This window comes from Sphingobacterium sp. UDSM-2020 (genome assembly GCF_016132525.1).
Taxonomy (GTDB): domain Bacteria; phylum Bacteroidota; class Bacteroidia; order Sphingobacteriales; family Sphingobacteriaceae; genus Sphingobacterium; species Sphingobacterium anhuiense.
This window is the reverse complement of the sequence record NZ_CP066166.1, coordinates 2256852-2273718: the sequence shown is the minus strand read 5'-3', so window position 1 is coordinate 2273718 and position 16867 is coordinate 2256852. Positions and strand designations below refer to the sequence as shown.

Below are 16867 nucleotides of genomic sequence, written 5' to 3'. Positions count from 1 at the left end.
AAACTATCATGCCCACGCTACTCCCAACATACAAGTAGATATGCGCATGATAGTTTCATCATAAAACATAAAAACGAGTGAAATGGAGTCGATTATCCAATTGAAAACATACACTCAAAATAATTAATCTGATGAAAAAAAATATACTCGTTATTCCTGGTGACGGAATAGGACAAGAAGTAACTATTTGGGGTAAAAAAGTTCTAGAAAAAATCGGACAAAAATATGGTCATGAATTCAGTTTTGATGAAGCGATCATGGGTCACGTTGCTATTGAAGCTACCGGAAACCCATTGCCAGATGAAACCTTAGAAAAAGCAAAATCAAGTGATGCAATCCTATTCGGTGCCATTGGACATGCTAAATACGATAATGATCCATCTGCTAAAGTACGTCCGGAACAAGGATTATTAAAAATCCGTAAAGAATTAGGTCTTTATGCAAACTTACGTCCCATCTTGTTATTTGATGAACTATTAGACGCATCTAGCCTGAAACCAGAAGTATTAAAAGGAACAGATATCCTTTTCTTCCGCGAGTTAACAGGAGACGTATACTTCGGTGAGAAAAATCGTTCTGAAGATAATAATTTCGCTTCAGATCTAATGAATTATAACCGCTATGAAGTAGAACGTATAGCACGTAAAGCTTATGAAGCTGCCCGTACACGTTCTAAGAAATTATGTTCGGTAGATAAAGCAAACGTATTAGAAACATCCCGTCTTTGGAGAGAAGTCGTGCAAGAGATTGCAACAGAATATCCAGATGTCGAAACTGAACATATGTTTATTGACAATGCTGCGATGCAATTGGTGAAAAATCCAAAGAAATTTGATGTGGTACTAACCGCCAACTTATTTGGTGACATTTTAACAGACGAAGCTTCACAGATTGCTGGTTCTATGGGCATGCTAGCTTCTGCATCTATTGGTGACGGTACAGGTTTTTTTGAACCTATCCATGGTTCAGCGCACGATATTGCAGGACAGAATAAAGCCAATCCATTGGCATCGATTTTATCTGTTGCATTAATGTTAGATATTAGTTTTGGTTTACAAGCAGAAGCTAAAGAAGTAACGGAAGCAGTTGCAGCAACATTAAAAGCTGGCTGGAGAACAGGTGATATTGCAAATGTAAATACACCTGCAGACAAAATATTAGGCACACAAGAAATGGGTGCTAAAGTATTAGAATTTATTAAATAGACTGAACAGAGTTTCTAAATTATAAACATAAAGCTATGTTACACGATCCAAATCATCTATACATCTTCGATACCACTCTTCGCGATGGCGAACAGGTACCAGGATGTCAATTAACTACTCCTGAAAAAATCGACATTGCAAAAGATTTGGAGAAACTGGGTGTCGATGTTATTGAGGCTGGTTTCCCAGTTTCTAGTCCCGGAGATTTTCAATCGGTTGTTGAATTATCCAAGGCCGTAAATGATGTTATTATCTGTGCTTTGACACGTGCCAATGAAAATGATATTAAAGTTGCTGCAGAAGCCTTAAAATATGCAAAAAGACCACGTATACATACGGGTATCGGAGCTTCTGATATGCATATCAAGTATAAATTCAACTCCACACGCGAAGAAATATTAGATCGCGCTGTTGCGGCAGTAAAATATGCAAAATCACATGTTGAAGATGTAGAGTTTTACGCAGAAGATGCCGGCCGCGCTGATTTAGTTTACTTAGCGCAAATGGTCGAAGCAGTTATTGCCGCAGGTGCTACTGTTGTCAACATTCCAGATACGAACGGTTACTGTTTACCTGATCAATATGGCGCTAAAATAAAGTTTTTGAAAGAAAATGTTAAAAACATTGATCAAGCGATTATTTCTGCACATTGCCATAATGATTTAGGATTAGCAACAGCCAATTCCATTGCTGCAATCCAAAATGGTGCGCGTCAGGTAGAATGTACCATCAATGGTATCGGCGAACGTGCTGGAAATACCTCTTTGGAAGAAGTGGCTATGATTCTAAAAGTTCATAATCAGTCTTTCGGTAACCTAACTTCAAATATTGACAGCAAGATGTTCACTTACCTTTCACGTAAAGTAAGTGAAATGATGAATATGCCAGTACAACCTAATAAAGCAATTGTTGGGCGTAATGCCTTCGCGCACAGCTCCGGTATTCATCAAGATGGTTTCTTAAAACACCGTGAAACTTATGAAATTATTCGTCCCGAAGATGTGGGATTAGAAGAAGCAGGTATTATCTTAACCGCTCGTTCCGGTCGTCATGCTTTAAAGCATCACTTAGAACGTCTCGGTTACACCTTAGAAAAAGAAGCCCTTGCAGAAACATATGAGCGCTTCCTAATTCTAGCAGATGCCAAAAAAGATATTTGCGACGATGATCTCAGAAGTTTATTCGCAGAAAGCGTTTAATAACACAAAAACTTATTAAAACGTCATTTTGACAAAGAATAAATTTGCAAGTAAAAAGTCAAAAAACTTATTTACTTTTATTCTAAGTCGAAATGACGTTTTTTTATTTGAATAAAAAAAACAATCACCTAATCATAATAGAACAAAATGAGTTTAGATTTTTCTAATTTACAAATCGACTCAGAAAGCACTTACCATCGTATCAAGGACGTCGTCAATCGCACAGCTTTGCAATACAACACTTATCTTTCTGAGAAATATGGCGCAGATGTCTATCTGAAACGAGAAGACCTGCAAATCGTTAGATCATACAAATTAAGAGGAGCATATAATAAAATAATTTCACTGAGCCAAGAAGAGCAGCAGCGTGGTGTCGTTTGTGCAAGTGCTGGCAATCATGCACAGGGAGTTGCCTTCTCTTGTAAAAAGCTCGATATTAAAGGTGTCATTTTTATGCCCGGCCCAACACCAAAACAAAAAATAACACAAACAGAAATGTGGGGCAATGGCAATATCGAAATTATATTGACCGGAGATACTTTTGATGACTGTCAGAAAGCGGCTCGCATTTATACTGAAGAAAATAACATGACCTTCATTCCTCCTTTTGATGATCCAAAGGTTATTGAAGGACAGGGAACAGTAGCCGTAGAAATATTACAAGATTTACCAGATGTTAATGCTGTTTTTATTCCAATCGGTGGCGGTGGACTTTCTGCAGGAACGAGCTACTATTTAAAAAACAAAAATCCCAATATCAAATGCTATGGTGTAGAGCCACAAGGAGCAGCTTCTATGCAGGCAGCATTTACAGCGGGAAAACCTGTCGAACTCGAGAAGATCAATAAATTTGTCGATGGTGCTGCTGTTCAAAAAGTTGGAGACCTTACATTCGAGATCAGCCGCGAATATTTAGATGATATCCGATCGATCCCAGAAGGAAAAATCTGTACCTGCATATTAGAGCTATATAATAAAGATGCAATCGTCGTAGAACCTGCCGGAGCGCTTTCGGTAGCGGCATTAGAGTTTCATAAAGATGAAATAAAAGGAAAAAAAGTTGTCTGTATTATTTCAGGAGGCAATAATGATATCAACCGTATGAGTGAAATCCAAGAATTATCACTCTTATATGAAGGATATAAACATTACTTTATTGTACGTTTCCCAAATCGCCCAGGAGCTTTAAAACTATTCGTATCCGAGGTATTAAGCCCCAAAGATGATATTACCCGTTTCGAATTTATCAAAAAAACCGAACGCGAGCGTGGTCCAGCCTTGATTGGTATCGAACTAAACAACCCGGCAGATTACCAATCGTTGTTACAAAGAATGACGGAAAACAAATTTGAATATATCGAATTAAATAAAGATCAAACCCTATTTGAATACCTCGTTTAAGTGCTTAATGAGAAAAAATAAAAGGGGAATATGCAAAACACATATTCCCCTTTTTGTATTAAAATTTATTAATAGCCTTCTCCAAGTACAACTATTCCTCATTTACACCAAAACTTTACCATACGATCTACCTATGGATCAACAAAACTAAAATTGTGGCATCGATATCTCTAAATACAAGAAATTACTTTAAAAAGCTTACTATCAATTTTTTACTTTAAATTTTTATGTATATTTAATTAAAAAATATTATGAAAACAACAGCTATCTTATTTATGTTAACGATCATTTGTACCACTGTATTTGGACAAACTGATAAAACCAAGAGACCTAGCCCACCTGATAGTGTTAAAGTCACTACTAGTGATGGTGTAAACATTGATGTAAACTACAGCCGTCCATCTTTAAAAGGTAGACAAATTGGTGTTGATATTGTCAAAGTTGGAGAAATATGGCGTACGGGTGCAAATGAAGCAACAACAGTAGCATTTGATAAAGACGTCCTTATTGAAGGTAAAAAATTAACAAAAGGAAAATATAGCTTATATACTATTCCCGGTGAACAAGAAACAATTGTTATTTTCAATAAAACATGGAATCAATGGGGAACAAAATATGATCAAGCACAAGATGCATTACGCGTAAATGTTAGAAATTCAACAAGCACTACACCACAGGAACAATTTAAAATTGATGTGGATAAATCTGGTAAAATTGCATTAATATGGGGCGATCATTTACTACCAGTACAAGTCAAAGCTGCACGCTAATTAAGAATTTCAAAAGAGATCAAACTGTAAAATAACATTTGACATGCGTTAAAAACGCATAAGTATTAAAAAAGCCAGATAATTTCTATCTGGCTTTTTACTAAGGGTTATTTGTTTTTTAAATATTTTTCTAAAAACTTATCCTGTTCCCACAATAGGTGGAAAATATTCTCCTTTGCAACATAACCATGTGCCTCACGCGGTAAAATAACCATACGAACAGGAGCTCCAACATTTTTCAATGCTTGGAAATAACGCTCCGTCTGTAATGTAAAGGTACCCGGATTATTATCTGCCCCCCCATGTACAAGTAATAAAGGAGTTTTCATCTTATCAGCACTTACAAATGGAGACATGGTCATATACAGTTGTGGGTCATCCCAAAAGTTACGTTGTTCGCTTTGAAATCCAAAAGGAGTTAACGTACGATTATAAGCACCAGATCTTGCTATTCCGGCAGCAAATAAATTTGAATTAGATAAAAGATGTGCGGTCATAAAAGCACCGTAAGAATGTCCTCCAACAGCCACTTTCTTTCTATCAATATAGCCTAAACTATCGACCGCATCGATTGCCGCTGCACCATTCGCAACAAGCTGTTCAATAAAAGTATCATTTGGTTCCTGAGTACCCTCGCCAACAATTGGGAATGCGGCATTATCCAATACGGCATACCCTTTAGACACCCAATAAATAAATGATCCATAACTCGGATAGGTAAATTCTTTCGGGTTTGCAGTACTTTGGCCAGCTGTATTTTTATCTTTATATTCTCTTGGATAAGCCCAGATCAACAAAGGAAGTTTTTCCTTATTCTTAAAATCGTAACCTGCAGGCAGGTATAACGTACCTGAAAGATCAACACCATCTTTACGTTTATAATTCAAGATCTCTTTGTGTACTTTTTCTAAATTCGTAAATGGATTTTCCAACTGTGTCAATGCCTTTTGTTTTCCTGTTTTAATATTCTTTTTGAAATAATTTGGGAACATCGAAGCAGATTGCAAAGAAACCATCATGTCTCCCTTTTTCGGATCAATAAGCTGAATAATACGTTCTTGAAGATCTGATTTTTTAGCGGTGTAAAGTCTTTTTTTCTTTAAACTCTTTAGATCCAGCTCATCCACAAAAGGAAATTCCCCTTCCTTTGTAAATCCCTTCCCTATTAAAAACACTTTATCATTTTGAATTGACATCGGATACGTTCCAAAGTTATTACGTGCCTTAAACACATCCCCAGGATCATTGTAGATATCTTGGCTATTGCGGTCATTAATCAATTTTGACGCTCCAGAACTTGGATTAATCAAAAATGTTTTCACATTACGGGTATCATACCATTGCGAACTGACCATTGCATATTCATCATTTCCCCAGATGACACCAGCAAATCGATCTTTGGTTTTGGTGATCAATTTAGGGGATGAGGTAAAAGGAAAGTCCAATGTATATAAAGCATCACGGAATTCAACATTCTTCCCAGGATCACCACCGTCTAAAGCCTCAACATAGGCTAAAGTTGCCGGTTTATCATCTCTCCAATGCAAATTCCGACGGCCTGTACGTGTAGCAGAAAAACCCTTAGGCATAACTTCTATCAAAGGAACATCATTCACCTTCGTAATTAATTTCCCTGTCAGGTCGTAAATAGCTGTTTCCTGGGGAAATCTAGAATAAGGTACAATATAAGAATAAGGCTTTTTAATCGTATTCACTAAAATATATTCGCCATTTGGAGAAAAAGAGGTCCCGGCAAAAATTGCTTTATCACTAAACTTTTGAACTGCACCTTCTAGATCTACAATTTGTAATTCAGACTGAACCAACGTTTCAAAATTAGTCTCATCCTGTGGATTTTTCAGCAAATCCTGATATGTTCTTAATTGCGACACCTGTCCATCACTTGTCGAAACAACTGGTCCCGTCGGCAAATCTTTTGTTTGGTCAATTAATTTTATTCTATTTACTGGTAGTGTTGAAATCAACAAACGTTCAGAATTACGGAACCATTTATAAGGTGCATCTAATAACGTATTCAACACATATGATGTCAATTGTTTAACCTGCAATGATTTTAAATCTAATATAAATAAAGCCGTACCGGTAGTATTTGTATTGGTAAAAGCTAATTTCGTATTATCTGGTGAAAACGTTAAATTTGCTAATGAAGGATTAGCAGGCATGCCTCTAAAATCTGTAATCTCCTTATCATCAGCAATTTTCTTTAAAGAAAATTTATTAAAGAAGGTTTCTGCACTTTCAACATTTGTTGAGGGATTGATACGAAGACCGGCCAGCTTCATCTCTTCCTGCCCCAATTCTGCCAAAGACTTATAAGTAGGTCGATATAAAAATAAGATCCAATTATGATCATTTGATATTCGTATCTGTGGAGGGCGTATAAAATCAGCTAAGGCTAAAATTTCGGAAGAAGGTTTTTGGAAAGTGACATTCTCTTGAGCAGAGGCTTCCAGAGATAATAAAAATAGTAAACCGCAAAGTAATTTTTTCATATATATATTTTAATATAATAAGCTGTCAAAATATAGTAAATAATTAGATTAAACCAAGAAAGTGTAGTCACTTTATGACATAAATATTAGACTAAAAAAACATTCTTAAAATACTGATATTTTCTATCTTCTAAAGTTATCAACATTAAATTAATATTGATAACCAAGCGAATACAAATATTCCGCATGCGCAAAGCCCTATATCGATCATTTTTTTCCACCAATGTGGAAAAGTCAAATTACAGCTTCAAATTAAATTTATGATATTTGTTAGAGTTGGGAAATTAGGCTTCTCAAACTTGTTAAAATCATTCAACTCAACTCGCCTTCTTTTAGGAAGCGCGATTTTTAAATTTAAGTATAATCATGGCAAGAATCATCAAATTCGAGAAAAACGATTGTGCACCTTGTGCGCAAGTATCTGCATATCTAGATCAAAAAGGTATCAAATATGAGTCTATCAACCCATTTGACCAACCAGATTTAGCTGCAAAATTTAAAGTTCGCACAGTTCCGACCGTAATCGTTTTGGAAAATGACGAAATTCAACACCGTATCATTGGATTTAAGCCTGAAGAATTAGGAGCGATCGCATTATAATAATAATCTGGTATCAAATTTTTATAATCCATGATACATATTTATTACGATAGCAAAACTGGAAATGTGCAACGTTTTATGGACAAGCTTACCCAAATCACAGGCTGGCATGCTCATAAAATAACCGCAGATCTTATTGCTGAAGAATCGGGGCATCTCGTAACGTTCACAACTAATTTCGGACAAATGCCCGAAACGACCCGCATATTTATGACAGCAAACGCGTCTAAAATATATTCGGTCACTTCGAGCGGGAACCGCAACTGGGGACAGAACTTTGGACTTGCCGCTGATAAAATTTCAGCTGACTTTGACATCCCATTGGCTTTCAAATTTGAATTGTCTGGTACAATGGAGGATATTAACCAATTTATTGACATCATAAAGAACAACTGCGATGGTAGCAAACGAGGTAGCAAAAAACTGGATATTGCTTAACAACGAAATCATGATTAAACATGATGACGAGTTTAGCTTACATAAAGATAAAGAGGCCGTACGTGCCTATTTTTTAGAGTATGTAAATAAGAACACGGTGTTCTTTTATACTTTAAAAGAAAAAATCGATTACTTAATTGAGCAAAATTACTATATCAATTTCTACGAATGGTTTACATACGAAGAAATGGAAACGGTCTATAATTTTGTTTTTGCAAAAAAATTCCGCTTTGCCTCTTTCATGGCTGCGTTTAAATTTTTCCAGAGCTATGCGTTAAGAGACGATTCTGGAGAAAAGTTCTTAGAACGTTATGAAGACCGTGTCGTAGCAGTAGCTTTATTTTTAGCGCGTCACGAAGGTGTAGAAAAAGCAATTGCTTATGCCGAATTATTCATCAATCAAGAATATCAACCAGCAACACCAACATTCTTAAATGCAGGTAAAAAACGTTCTGGAGAATTGGTTTCTTGTTTCTTAGATGAAATTGGTGACAATTTAAATGGTATCGGCTATGCGGTTGATTCAGCAATGAAATTATCTTCCATCGGAGGCGGAGTTTCATTCAATATCTCGAAAATTCGTGCTCGTGGCGAAGCCATCAAAGGAGTTGAAGGTCGCGCAGGAGGTGTTCTTCCAATCATGAAAATCATGGAAGATACTTTCTCATATGCCAACCAACTGGGTCAGCGTCCTGGTGCTGGAGCTGTATACTTAAACATTTTTCATGCTGACATTGAAGAGTTCTTAGACTGTAAAAAAATCAATGTGGATGAGAAAGTACGTATCAAATCCCTTTCTATAGGTATCATTATTCCTGATAAATTCATGGAATTAGCTGAAAAAGATGAAGCCTGTTACTTAATATATCCACATACTGTGATGCTGGAATACGGCATTCCATTGGATGAAATGGATATGGACAAGATGTACGAAGAGTTGATTACCAATCCGAATATCAAGAAAAAGAAAATCAACGCCCGTCACATGTTAGTAAAGGTTGCACAGACACAAAAAGAGTCCGGCTATCCTTATATCTTCTACAAAGAAAACACCAACCGTGCTCATGCATTGAATGGCATTGGTAAAGTAAAATTCTCAAACTTATGTACTGAGATCATGCAGGTGTCTGAAGTTTCAGAAATAAATATCTACGGAGAAGAAGATCAAATCAAATATGGTATCTCATGTAACTTAGGTTCCTTGAATATTGCTACCGTAATGGATAATAAGCGTGTTAAAGAATCTGTTAAATTAGCAATGCGTGCTTTAACAATGGTATCTGATGTAACAGATATCAAAATGGTTCCTTCTATCGCCAAAGCAAATAAAGAATTACATTCAGTAGGACTTGGAGCTATGAATCTACATGGTTATTTAGCGAAAAGCTTTATTATGTACGAATCGGAGGAAGCATTAGACTTTGCCAATGCATTCTTTATGATGATGAACTTCTACTCTTTGGAAGCATCGATGGAAATCGCACGTGAACGTCAAAGAACATTTGTAGGATTTGAAAAGTCAGCTTATGCAGATGGATCATATTTCAACACATATACAGAACGCGATTATTTGCCAAAAACAGATAAGGTTAAAGAATTATTTGAAGGAGTCCATATTCCAACAATTGAAGATTGGGAAAAATTGAAAGCAGACGTTCAAGAGCACGGTATTTATCATGCTTATCGTTTGGCTATTGCACCGAACCAATCTACATCTTATATCATGAACGCAACCGCTTCTGTTATGCCGATTGTGGATATCATCGAAGTTCGCGAATATGGAGATAGTACAACCTATTACCCAATGCCTTATTTGACAAATGATAATTACTTCTACTTCAAATCGGCATACGACATGGATCAATTCAAGGTACTTAAATTAGTATCTGTAATCCAACGTCACATTGATCAAGGAGTAAGTACTATTTTACATACAAATTCTAAAGATAATACACGTGATCTATCTAGATACTACATTTATGCACATAAATTAGGGTTAAAATCATTGTATTATACGCGTACACGTAAGTCATCTATTGAAGATTGTGTTTCTTGTTCAGCATAAACTTCATTTAAAATAAAACCCATAAGCTATTCAAAAGTTATTAAAACTTTTGAATAGCGCTATTAACATATACATTCAATAATTCTCGCTGTAAAATAATGAGTAAACAATATACTGCTGTAAACTGGAATACGCCAGATAATGATTATGCCTTGATGTTTTGGGAGCAAAATATTAGACAATTCTGGATTGATACCGAATATATCCCTTCAAAAGATATTGATAGTTGGAAAGGATTAAGCTGGGAAATGAAAGAATGCTACAAAAAAGCATTGGGCGGATTGACTTTGTTAGATACTTTACAGAGCCATACAGGAATGCCAAAAATCATCGAACATACAGAATCGTTACAAAATAAGGCTGTATTATCGTATATGTGTATGATGGAGGCGATCCATGCAAAATCATATTCGACTATTTTTACAACGGTATCTACTACAAACGAAATCAATGATATTTTTGGTTGGGTTGAACAAAATAAATTTTTGCAATTCAAAGCATCCACCATTGACTCTTATTACCATGTATTAGACAAAAAGAATCCAACAAATGAAGAATTATTTATGACACTGGCAGCTTCGGTGCTTCTTGAGTCATTTCTATTTTATTCAGGTTTCTTCTTACCATTGTGGTTATGTGGTCAAGGACAAATGGTTGCTTCAGCAGATATCATCAAAAAAATTATTGCCGATGAGTCTATCCACGGTGTTTTCGTTGGATTAATGGCACAAGAAGTCTTCAAAAAACTAAAAAATCAAGAAGAAGTGAAACAGAAATTCATCAATTTATTGAACGAATTGTTCGATAACGAGATGAAATATACAGAAGAAATCTATACCGAAGTTGGTTTAACAGCAGAGGTAAAAGAATATGTTCGTTACAACGGTAATAAGGCATTAATGAATCTTGGATTTGATCCGATCTTTGAAGTGAAGCAGGTGAACCCAATTGTTTTAAATGGCCTAAATACAGAAACAACGCAACATGACTTCTTCTCGAAGAAATCAACAAACTACGAAAAATCAATGGAAATCGTACACCTGAAAGATGACGATTTTAAAATGGATGCTACGGTCAACGTATAACTATCTAAATTCCATTATAGCGATTCCCTTTACAGATTATGTAAAGGGAATTTTTATTTTAAACTAATTGAATCCGTCGTAGTCATACAGGTAGATAACCTAAACCTGACGATTATGACCACATTGCAAAAACAGCCTTCAGGCACACTTGTATTTCTAAGCTTTTTAATTATATACTTATGTTGCACCCATCTGTGCCAAGCCCAATTAAAAAAAATTATTCTGCTTGATGCCACAACATCAAACCCCATACCCAAAGCAAGTATATTTTTAGAAGAGGAAAATAATGGAACCGTTTCGGATGAAAATGGAATTGCACGTCTAGGAAATACACAAAGTAAAAATATACGAATATCGCATCTCAATTATAACATGCTCACTATAAAAACCAGCGATCTTACTCACGAGATAACAACTTTAAAATTAATCCCACGGCCCGCCAACCAACTGGAAGAAGTCATTGTTTCAGCAGGATTTGATAAACTTTTAGTCGGTAAATGGAAACTTCTTGAAATCGCTAACATTCGGATTCTATCCGATGGGACAGAGCACAGTATCAAGAGAAAAACTTCTTTTGGCAATATAAAAGAATATAACGCAGATCGATCCTTCATAATTACCAGTTCAAATGGATCCAAACAATTATCAGGTAGATTTACAGCATTAAATAATCAGATATATGAAGACATCGATTATTCATATGATAAATCACTGCAAGGGATAACCAATATCTTATTTTATTCCAAAACAGAAAAAGACCACCAGATAAGAGTGAAATATCAACTTCCAAACTCCGTGTGGGTAACCGAAGAAATATGGAAAAAATTATAAATAGTAAAACCTATATTACACAATCGTTTGTCTTAAATGAAGGTCATAAATAAAGCTATCTTTTGGATTATATTTGAAATTACCTTCAAACCAATTCAATAACGATGAATAAACTATTTACTTTTTTATTGATAACTGTAATAACTGTACAGTCTTACGCTCAGAAACAGTATAGCCAAGTATTTGCAAAAGACGATTACAGTCAATTAAAAAAGAATGCCAGAGATCAGGACATTGAAAATATCAATAATTTGATATTAAAGCAGGCTGCTAGACAATTAAAAGAGGGATCTTACCCCATTCAAAAACGTTTACGCGCTTATACAAATTATCAATCTCCCAATAGCCTAAGCAAGCGACTTAAAACAAGCCCTTACTCCCAATATGAAAATCCTACTGGTATTTACTTCACAGCAGGAGATGAAGCTATTGTATGGGTTGGAAAAACCAATGGAAGCCCTATTGCGCTACGCGTAACAAACTGGGATGATAAAAACTTCAAACAAAAAGACTACAATCTAAAAGAAGGCTATAATGCTTTGAAAATTGAAAATAAAGGAAATGCTTACATTCAATATTTCACAGAAGACAAAGTATCTTCAAAAAAGATCAACATTCACATACTTGGTGGAAAAGTGAATGATGTATTTGAACGAGGTAAGCATACCAATAAAGATTGGGATCGTATGCTAGCAAATGCTTCTGGACCCATCTTAGATATTGTAGGAAAACAAGTACAACTTGCATATTCGGTAAAATCATTACAAGAAAATGCACCCCATCAAGGCGTAGAACTGATCCAACTTTATGATTCTATAATTGGTATCCAGCACCAAATCATGGGGTTGTCACAAACAAAAAGAGTTCCGAAGAACAGAATGTTTGGCCGTGTTATCTGGCAAGGATTTATGCATGCTGATGGTATCGGCGCTGCATTTCACGATAATACCATGAAAGATGTCGCAAATGTGGCTAATCTTAGGAAAAATTCTTGGGGAGTAGCGCATGAGTTTGGTCATGTCAACCAAGTAAGGCCTAATATGAAATGGGTAGGTACAACAGAGGTAACCAATAACATCTATTCCGTATGGACACAATATACGTATAACAGCCATAGTCCCAAATTAGAAAGAGAACGCTTAAAAGACTATGATGAACCTAAAATCGGAGGCCGTATCACTGCTTATATGGAATCTGCATTTGTACACCGTCAACCCTGGTTAACACAAGCCGGTCCAGATAGGTGGGATCGCCAACGTCCACGTGATTGGGGCGGAGATCACTTCGTAAAACTAGTTCCACTTTGGCAATTACAGCTGTACTTCAATGTCGCAGGAAAAGGAAATTCATGGGAGAACAAAAACTTTTATGGTGATATCTTTACGAAAGCAATTAATGCTCCAGCAACAGCAACTAAACAAGACGCATACTACCAGCTCGAGTTTATCAAAAACGCATGTGATGCGTCAAAATTAGATCTCACAGATTTCTTTGAACAGTCTGGAATGCTTATCCCTATTGACCTTTGGGTAGATGATTATACCTGCGCACAGATGACCATCACAGCAGCTGATATTGCAGCCGTAAAACAGTATGCATCTAAGTATAAGAAACCTTCCACACCGGTATTACATTATATTACTGCAAACAGCACTTCAATTTATAAAAATAGACTGCCCTTAAACGGGATCGAAGGTTCTGGTTTCGAGAAAAAAGAAGATAAAATCATTGTTCAAAACAGCGCTTGGAAAAATGCTGTAGCATTTGAAACCTATGCAGGTGATAAACTTGTAAAAATTGCATTTGTAGGAGCTGGGTCTAATGACGTCTCCAGCACAACCGTTCATACTCCAAAAGGTACAACACAGGTCAAGGCTGTGGGATGGGATGGAAAAAGAATCAATGTATTATAATTTAATAAAAAAATAGGCTGATTATATCAGCCTATTTTTTTATTAGTATCCAAGTTTTGCCAGTCGCGCATACATCTCTACAAATGCACACTGATCTAGCAACCCTTTCGTTTCCTTCCTATCTTTAAGTGTCCAGTCCGTATAGAACAAACCTTTTTCATCTCGCATATGGTTCCAGGCATATTGCAGATTATTAGCAAAAACTGCCAAATACTTAGGATTATGATCTTGTTCAAATAGACTGATAAATCCCCGCATCATCACAGCATGAAACCATAGATTGCTGTTTTTTAACAATTTAAATTCTTGTCCTGTGACATCTTGAAAAAAATAAGAATAACAGGCTTCTCCGAGCTTTTGAGCATCCATCAAATATTGCTTCTCCTGAGTCAACCGGTACAATAAAGCCGCTGCTTGCAACATCTGACCCGAATTATAAGAGTATTTTGCTTTATCTATATGTCCATTTAAGCTCATATTATCCCAAAAAAGGCCATCATTAGGATCTTCTAATTTTTCTTTGGTCCAATGGTAAAGTCTCCTGCCCTCTTCCAAATAGTGGTTATCCTTCGTTGCTTCATACATCTTAAGCGCAAATACACTCGCAGGAGCATTAGAACATGCATTTTTAGATTCTTTTTTTTGTTCACACCAGTAGATACCACCACCAAGTAGGTCGTCTTCACCACTCATCACAAACGCCCACACTTCCTTCGCTTTAGTAAGATAATCTTGTTTTTTCGTCGACAAATAACTATCCGTAAAATCAATACCGAGCCAGATATTATCATCATAAAAGCGATCGGAAACAGGAGCGTTATTTAAGTATGATGCATATCCCACAGGAAGGCGTTTTTGATCACGATACCCCGCAAGGCCGACCAATACTTTTTGATCGAGTATATTCTGAAATTCTCTTTTTTTCTTGGGCAACTCCATCAAAGCATTAACAGCTGAAAAACTACCCGAAAAAGGCCATAGATAAGCATATTTCTTTTGCTGCGATGCTTGTTCGGTGTTATTCAAATAATCGGCTTTAAAACCCTCATCAAAAGGAAACCTTTCCAATAGAAGCTGGTTTTCAACATTTCCAAATAAATGATAAATCTGTTTCATAGTCTGCGCGGCTGCAACATCAAAGTGTACTTTTTCCTGTGCCTGTAAACCATTCGCCAAAAGTGTAATACTAAAAAGTAGGTAAAAACTAAATATTTTCATAATTAGATCCTTAAAAAAGGCTGTCCAATTTGATTGGACAGCCTCATTATACTATTTATAACCTTCGTTTTGCGTTAGTTTATTATTTCTTTGAATTTCATCCGGCGATATAGGCCACAAAAGATCAGACTCTTTAAATACTGCACCTGATGCATTTTTAGCACCAATAAGGGGTACAAAATCTATTTTACCAGCATCAGTAGTTGAGATAACAGGAAACATCTTCGTCCTTACAATATCATCCCACATCTTGAACTCTAATGGAAATTCTCTCAAGCGTTCAATCCAACATTCTTTCACAAAAAGATCAACAGATAAACCTTGTAAATCAGAAGTAAATTGAGCAACAGTTTTACCTTCTGTATTTGCACGAGCTTTAACCTGCGCTAAGTAGCCCGCTGCTTCAGCAGTCACACTACCACTTTTAGCAATTGCTTCAGCGGCAATCAACAAAGCTTCAGGGTAACGATAAAAGTTCCAATCTTTTGTTGCTTTACCAGTAGTTAATAACGCTTGTTCATCAAAATAATACCAAATACCTGCATCAGTAGATTCCCAAACTTTACCATTAATTGGATTTGTATATTTCCAGTGAAAAAATTGATTGGGTTGAATACGAAGATCTTTTGTATCATACACATTCAAAAATTGTTTTGTTGGACCAAAAACACGTTCAAAGATCGAATATTTATCAAATACCGATACAGCAGAAGAATTAAAAGCATAAGTTGGCCACCAGCTACCACTACTGATATTAGCATCATATTCCTGAGCGTAGATCACTTCATCCAAATCATCTGTAGTACGTAAGCGATTATAAGCACTACTCATGCCTAGATCAGTATTTACAGTCATGCTATGGCCTGAATTAACAACAATTTTAGCTGCTGTAGCAGCATCTGCAAATTTTCCTTGCTGTAAATATACATTCGCCAAAGTCATTGCTGCAACATACTTAGTGATTCTATGGCCATTTTGAGCAAATTTAGCTGCAGGTAATGCCTCAACTGCTTCTTTAAGATCCGCTTCAATTAGTTCGTATACCTTTGCAGCAGGTGTTCGATCTAAATAGAGATTATCATTCAAAGTTTCAATAGGGGTCGTAGATAAAGGTATTGCTCCAAATGTTTTCACTAAATAGAAATAATTATAAGCTCTAAAAAACTTAGTTTCTCCAATTAGACGATTTTTAGCGGCTTCGGCCATATTGATATTAGGAATATATTTTAAACCCGCATTAGCAATATTAATAGCTGTATAACTTTCATCCCAAATGGTATTCATAGTACCTGAAATCAAGTTTGTATTATTTTGACGAGTCAATTCCCTCGAAAATAAACAAATTCGTTCTTGTCCTTCATAGCTATTGGTAAAATATCCCGTTAGCATAGTACTCACTGAGGCCGTAGGACCAATGTAAGCACTACTTGCATAAGATGTCCGCAGTTGAGCGCCACGACGATAAAGAGAATTTACTGTACCTTCAGCTTGTCCAGCATTTTGATAATAATATTCTAACGATAAATTTGATTTTGGATCTTCTTCCAAAAATTTATTACAGGAAGTTGTCAGTGTCACTCCGGCCAATAACAACATTACTAATTTATTTTTCATTTTGATAAGTTCTAC

At 36.0% G+C, this 16867-nt stretch carries 13 protein-coding genes; 10 read left to right on the top strand and 3 right to left on the bottom strand.

The window, feature by feature from the left end; genetic code table 11:
* Nucleotides 1–131: 131 nt before the first annotated feature.
* The 4 genes from leuB to JAZ75_RS09650 all read left to right on the top strand — a co-directional run bounded on the left by leuB (nt 132) and on the right by JAZ75_RS09650 (nt 4575).
* Entirely contained in the window at nt 132–1205 is a 1074-nt protein-coding gene (gene leuB / locus JAZ75_RS09665; protein WP_132769216.1) for a 3-isopropylmalate dehydrogenase, read from the top strand.
* A gap of 35 nt (nt 1206–1240) precedes the next feature.
* Nucleotides 1241–2404, top strand: coding sequence for a 2-isopropylmalate synthase (locus JAZ75_RS09660; protein WP_021191844.1), 1164 nt, complete (start codon nt 1241–1243; stop codon nt 2402–2404).
* A gap of 147 nt (nt 2405–2551) precedes the next feature.
* A complete protein-coding gene (gene ilvA, locus JAZ75_RS09655; RefSeq protein WP_183917389.1) occupies nt 2552–3805 on the top strand; it encodes a threonine ammonia-lyase IlvA in 1254 nt (417 codons plus the stop codon).
* A gap of 251 nt (nt 3806–4056) precedes the next feature.
* Complete coding sequence (locus tag JAZ75_RS09650; protein ID WP_132841064.1) at nt 4057–4575, top strand: DUF2911 domain-containing protein; 519 nt, start codon at nt 4057–4059, stop codon at nt 4573–4575.
* A gap of 107 nt (nt 4576–4682) precedes the next feature.
* On the opposite strand, the gene JAZ75_RS09645 is transcribed toward JAZ75_RS09650, so the two are convergent.
* A complete protein-coding gene (locus JAZ75_RS09645; protein ID WP_208701498.1) occupies nt 4683–7088 on the bottom strand; it encodes a prolyl oligopeptidase family serine peptidase in 2406 nt (801 codons plus the stop codon).
* 366 nt (nt 7089–7454) lie between these two features.
* Between JAZ75_RS09645 and JAZ75_RS09640 the strand changes: the two genes are divergently transcribed.
* From JAZ75_RS09640 to JAZ75_RS09615, 6 genes are all read left to right on the top strand, one after another.
* On the top strand, nt 7455–7688 hold the full coding sequence (locus JAZ75_RS09640; RefSeq protein ID WP_021191847.1) for a thioredoxin family protein: 234 nt from the start codon (nt 7455–7457) through the stop codon (nt 7686–7688).
* A 30-nt stretch (nt 7689–7718) separates the two neighbouring features.
* On the top strand, nt 7719–8126 hold the full coding sequence (gene nrdI / locus JAZ75_RS09635) for a class Ib ribonucleoside-diphosphate reductase assembly flavoprotein NrdI (RefSeq protein WP_132769222.1): 408 nt from the start codon (nt 7719–7721) through the stop codon (nt 8124–8126).
* Entirely contained in the window at nt 8086–10191 is a 2106-nt protein-coding gene (nrdE, locus tag JAZ75_RS09630; protein ID WP_208701496.1) for a class 1b ribonucleoside-diphosphate reductase subunit alpha, read from the top strand. The genes nrdI and nrdE overlap by 41 nt, the downstream gene beginning before the upstream one ends.
* A gap of 98 nt (nt 10192–10289) precedes the next feature.
* Entirely contained in the window at nt 10290–11276 is a 987-nt protein-coding gene (gene nrdF / locus JAZ75_RS09625; RefSeq protein ID WP_021191849.1) for a class 1b ribonucleoside-diphosphate reductase subunit beta, read from the top strand.
* A gap of 114 nt (nt 11277–11390) precedes the next feature.
* Nucleotides 11391–12107 (top strand): carboxypeptidase-like regulatory domain-containing protein, encoded by a 717-nt coding sequence (locus JAZ75_RS09620; protein WP_208701494.1) that lies wholly within the window; start codon nt 11391–11393, stop codon nt 12105–12107.
* A 104-nt stretch (nt 12108–12211) separates the two neighbouring features.
* Nucleotides 12212–14020 carry a M60 family metallopeptidase gene (locus JAZ75_RS09615; RefSeq protein ID WP_208701493.1) on the top strand — a complete coding sequence of 603 codons (1809 nt, stop codon included), beginning with the start codon at nt 12212–12214 and terminating at the stop codon, nt 14018–14020.
* A 42-nt stretch (nt 14021–14062) separates the two neighbouring features.
* Here the strand turns inward: JAZ75_RS09615 and JAZ75_RS09610 are convergent, their stop codons facing one another.
* Both JAZ75_RS09610 and JAZ75_RS09605 read right to left on the bottom strand, forming a co-directional pair.
* Nucleotides 14063–15238, bottom strand: coding sequence for a glycoside hydrolase family 76 protein (locus JAZ75_RS09610; RefSeq protein ID WP_208701490.1), 1176 nt, complete (start codon nt 15236–15238; stop codon nt 14063–14065).
* A gap of 51 nt (nt 15239–15289) precedes the next feature.
* On the bottom strand, nt 15290–16852 hold the full coding sequence (locus JAZ75_RS09605) for a RagB/SusD family nutrient uptake outer membrane protein (protein ID WP_208701488.1): 1563 nt from the start codon (nt 16850–16852) through the stop codon (nt 15290–15292).
* Nucleotides 16853–16867 lie beyond the last annotated feature (15 nt).

Coding starts and splice junctions, on each gene's coding strand:
- leuB (WP_132769216.1), top strand. CDS start 132: ATGAAAAAAAATATACTCGTTATTCCTGGTGACGGAATAGGACAAGAA.
- JAZ75_RS09660 (WP_021191844.1), top strand. CDS start 1,241: ATGTTACACGATCCAAATCATCTATACATCTTCGATACCACTCTTCGC.
- ilvA (WP_183917389.1), top strand. CDS start 2,552: ATGAGTTTAGATTTTTCTAATTTACAAATCGACTCAGAAAGCACTTAC.
- JAZ75_RS09650 (WP_132841064.1), top strand. CDS start 4,057: ATGAAAACAACAGCTATCTTATTTATGTTAACGATCATTTGTACCACT.
- JAZ75_RS09645 (WP_208701498.1), bottom strand. CDS start 7,088: ATGAAAAAATTACTTTGCGGTTTACTATTTTTATTATCTCTGGAAGCC.
- JAZ75_RS09640 (WP_021191847.1), top strand. CDS start 7,455: ATGGCAAGAATCATCAAATTCGAGAAAAACGATTGTGCACCTTGTGCG.
- nrdI (WP_132769222.1), top strand. CDS start 7,719: ATGATACATATTTATTACGATAGCAAAACTGGAAATGTGCAACGTTTT.
- nrdE (WP_208701496.1), top strand. CDS start 8,086: ATGGTAGCAAACGAGGTAGCAAAAAACTGGATATTGCTTAACAACGAA.
- nrdF (WP_021191849.1), top strand. CDS start 10,290: ATGAGTAAACAATATACTGCTGTAAACTGGAATACGCCAGATAATGAT.
- JAZ75_RS09620 (WP_208701494.1), top strand. CDS start 11,391: ATGACCACATTGCAAAAACAGCCTTCAGGCACACTTGTATTTCTAAGC.
- JAZ75_RS09615 (WP_208701493.1), top strand. CDS start 12,212: ATGAATAAACTATTTACTTTTTTATTGATAACTGTAATAACTGTACAG.
- JAZ75_RS09610 (WP_208701490.1), bottom strand. CDS start 15,238: ATGAAAATATTTAGTTTTTACCTACTTTTTAGTATTACACTTTTGGCG.
- JAZ75_RS09605 (WP_208701488.1), bottom strand. CDS start 16,852: ATGAAAAATAAATTAGTAATGTTGTTATTGGCCGGAGTGACACTGACA.